The sequence below is a fragment of the Loigolactobacillus zhaoyuanensis genome, from assembly GCF_003946385.1.
GTDB classification, from domain to species: Bacteria; Bacillota; Bacilli; order Lactobacillales; family Lactobacillaceae; genus Loigolactobacillus; species Loigolactobacillus zhaoyuanensis.
This window is the reverse complement of sequence record NZ_RHOE01000116.1, coordinates 1-3,684: the sequence shown is the minus strand read 5'-3', so window position 1 is coordinate 3,684 and position 3,684 is coordinate 1. Positions and strand designations below refer to the sequence as shown.

Sequence of the window (3,684 nt, the reverse complement as noted above, 5' to 3'; positions counted from 1 at the left end):
AACCTTGATGACGGTTATTCTGGATTACAATGACAAGTTTGATCAGCGGGTGCATAAGGGATTCAACATGGTTGAAGACACATTAGAATCTATGTTTTAAAAAAAGGACGAGAGGCTTTTCTATTTACACATAAAATTTGACACTCTCATATTTTTTAGGTAATCATTGCTAAAACAAGCTATAGTGTATATTACACGCTGGTCTAATAATCGATAAAACTGCTAATTTAATTAATTTGATCACAGAATATCATTCATTATTTGAATTTTATTAGCACTAAAGATGAGCACACAACAATTCAAAAGTTTTATTGGCGTGCTTAATCCTACATGCTATAATCAGTTTAATAGAAAACGTTTTCTTAAAAACTGTCTGAGAACAGAAAAATAATTTTTTAAATTAAAATTAAATATGCAATGATCGTCAATCAATATCTATACCCGTTCCATAACGAGAAGTTAATTTCATCTAAGTGCCTTTCTAGTATTCAGTAGCTACCTGCTAAATAAGGTATGTAGATTAAATGGTAGATTATTTAATCCATTAAAAATCCTCCATCTGCTGAGAACAGATGGAGGAAGTCTCCTACTACGTAAAAAAGCCGATAACTTATTTTATCATAATAGGAGTGAGTTGGATATGGTTAGTATGTTATTTTTTATAGGATTAGTTGGGTTGATCGTCACTATAGTTGGTATGGTCAAGGTTATAAAAAAGGATCCGGATAAAAAGAAGACAAAATGGTTTATTCTCATTGGGATCGTATTATTCATTTTAGGCATTACCGGCGCTAAGCTATTATCAGAACCGCCAGAGGTTAATACTTCAAAATCATCATCAGTAATTGATAAAAATGGAACCGCCAGCCTTGTGGTTACAACTGATAAAGCCGCTCAGGTTAAAATAAAAGATGTAGACGCCTCTGCCTATGATACTGACTATAAGCCTGCTGATAGCCAAGGTGTGCTACGACTTACCGTCGATCACTCCGGTAAGTACAAAGTAATTGTTAAAAATAAGTACGATAGCGCTACTAAAACAATCAATATAAAAACATCACCTTATGAACAAGCACCACGGAAAGTGGAACAACTATTTAAAGGTAACTCTAAAAATAAGCTTATACCAGGAACAACAATGAATGATATTAATGATGTTAAAGCTGATATTAGTGATTTATCAAAGGGTAAAGTTAAAACTTGGTGCTTAAAATATTTAAACCGTGCTAAAAAATTACAGCCAGCCCTTGCAAAAAAAGAAGCTGCTGCAGCCCAAAAACAAGAAAAAGCTGAATCTGAAAGCGTTGAAAAGGCCGCATCTGAAAGTAAGGCTGAATCTGAAAGTATTGCAAAAATAGTGTCCGAAAGTTCAGTTAAACAAGCCGCTGCAGATAGTTCATCTACAGCATCATCAATTGCAGCATCACAATCAAATGTCGCAGCTGCCGCAATAGAAAGCAGCGCCCCAACTGATCAAACACAACAAATAGTTTACATTGCACCAACAAGTGGTACTAAATACCATTTTGACCCTAATTGTCGTGGCCTTCGCAATGCTAATGGTAATATACAAAGTATGTCGTTATCCGATGCAGAATCCCGAAACTACACGAAATGCGGCTTTGAATAGATATCCTCTATTTCGCATAATTAGGCAGTGCCACTTGGGTTTGATATACTAGAATTCGATCTATCTAAGCCGTTGAAGAAATTCAACCATCTATTCTCAGGAAAGAAAATATACAAACGATAGCTGTTTTAGAATAAATAAAATCATAACGAACTATTTAATAAGCGACTTATTTTTGACTAAAATCGTTATCAAAAAGCCGGCATCTCAAAATGCCGGCTTTTTGATTCGCCAAAATTAACAAGTACCAGTTATGAGTTTATTTCTCATTCTGGCTAATAAAATTCTTTTAATAAAACAGCTTAATATAAAGTTAAAAAGGGATAATTCTAATTATTCATTAAGACTATTTAACTTTTTACGTAATTTTTCATCTTCCGCAAATATATACAACCCATGAATACCTCGTTTCATAAGTACATTAATAGAATTTAAGATAATCTGTTTTTTTGCTAACTCTCGATTAGGTAGTTCGTTACGGCCACGAAAAGCATCAGTATCTTGATAATTAGCAGTTATAATTTTTAATCGATCATTTTTCTCATCAAACGAAACGGAAGGCCCTAAAATAACTCCCACATAATTTAAATCAGCACCCTGAATCGTATAGATAGAACCTGCTTCATTGATGGTGTCATCACGTTCTGCCCATGAATTATTGTTATCCGTCGTATTCCACGGAAGCTCTAGGTTGCCGGCTTTAACTTTATAAACAGGTGAATCTTCATCTCGCTCACTTGTCTTAGGCAGATGGTATTCATAATCAAAAGTAGAAACAACACGTGATAATTTAAATTGCTTATTTTTTTCTTCAATAGCTTTAAACATCGCTTTACCATCATCAAAAATTCTAAAGTCGTATCTTTCACCATGTTCATCAACCTTTGGAAAAGCATCAATTTTCTCAGCAACAAAATCATCTATCCAATTAATAACACTTGGACCAGCATTAATCCGAAATTGTTCAGTTAAACAAAATTCTTTGTACTTATACTGCTTTTTGAATGGTTCTAAATCTGATTCGCTCCAGTAACTTTTAAGTTTAAGAAATTGTTTAGGATCAAAAAATAAGACAGTTATTTTACTACGTTTTATGATCTCTGTAAGCTGATTTTGATGATCAAAGTTATTATATTTATCCTTTGAAGTTAAAAGCAGATGAGCCTCATCAACCAATGTGACATCTGCGATTTTGTGTTTCCCGCGATCAACATCATTGATAAACGATGTTGGTTTTAAAATATGATTCTTTGAGAGATTCTTTAAATGCTTGGCTAAGTGATGATACTGTTTAAGCATTTCGTTATGATTAACCAACAAGTAATTATTAGTTTTATAAAGGTTATCTTCTTTACTTTTTTTATTACGGGAAATATTTTGAATTTCGTTGTAAATAGAACTCAAAACAACACTTTTACCAACACCAGCCTCACCCTTAATGATATAAATAGCATGGCCTTGATCTATTTCAAAATCTTTTAACCATTCGCGTGAAGTTTCAATTACAGCTTCCTTCAGCATCAACTGGCTACTAGATAATGATTTGAAGGGAGAAATTTTATAAATATCACTATTTTCGAGAAAATCAATTGTTTGATCAACTAAGTGCCGATTATTTTTTAAATCATCCCATAAATCTTTTAAAACAATATCATTATAATAACTTTTCTGATAATAGTCATTAGTCGATAAGAGTTTAGTTTGTTTGGTATTAAAGAGATCAAAATTATCAGCTAAAAAAAGATTAATTAATCTAGTTTCTAAATTAACTGTAGCCGATTTATTGAATTCCTCTTCCCCAATAATCAGCATATACTCTAATTCATTGAACTTGGGATCATCTTTGAGATGTTGCCGCGTACGTCGAACGATCGAGTTAGTTTCACCAATATATGCTTTTTTTGTTTTCCCAAATTGTCAAATCAAGTGCAACAGTATCGACCTATTCTTATAAATTGGTATAGTTAATCATCTAAATCAATGAATAGTTCACTGGCGCAGTTGTAGTTCAAGCTCCGACGTGGCCGGTGGTTAAGCGCGTCTTGGATTCCTTG

At 33.1% G+C, this 3,684-nt stretch carries 2 protein-coding genes; one reads left to right on the top strand and one right to left on the bottom strand.

Features of this window, described 5'->3' with window-relative positions; all coding sequences use genetic code 11:
- Nucleotides 1-640 precede the first annotated feature (640 nt).
- The gene (locus tag EKM76_RS12975; protein WP_125550986.1) at nucleotides 641-1,630 is read left to right on the top strand and encodes a hypothetical protein; all 990 of its coding nucleotides are present in this window, start codon (nucleotides 641-643) and stop codon (nucleotides 1,628-1,630) included.
- Nucleotides 1,631-1,963: 333 nt separating this feature from the next.
- On the opposite strand, the gene EKM76_RS12970 is transcribed toward EKM76_RS12975, so the two are convergent.
- The gene (locus tag EKM76_RS12970) at nucleotides 1,964-3,442 is read right to left on the bottom strand and encodes a DNA/RNA helicase domain-containing protein (protein ID WP_125550985.1); all 1,479 of its coding nucleotides are present in this window, start codon (nucleotides 3,440-3,442) and stop codon (nucleotides 1,964-1,966) included.
- Nucleotides 3,443-3,684: the final 242 nt, after the last annotated feature.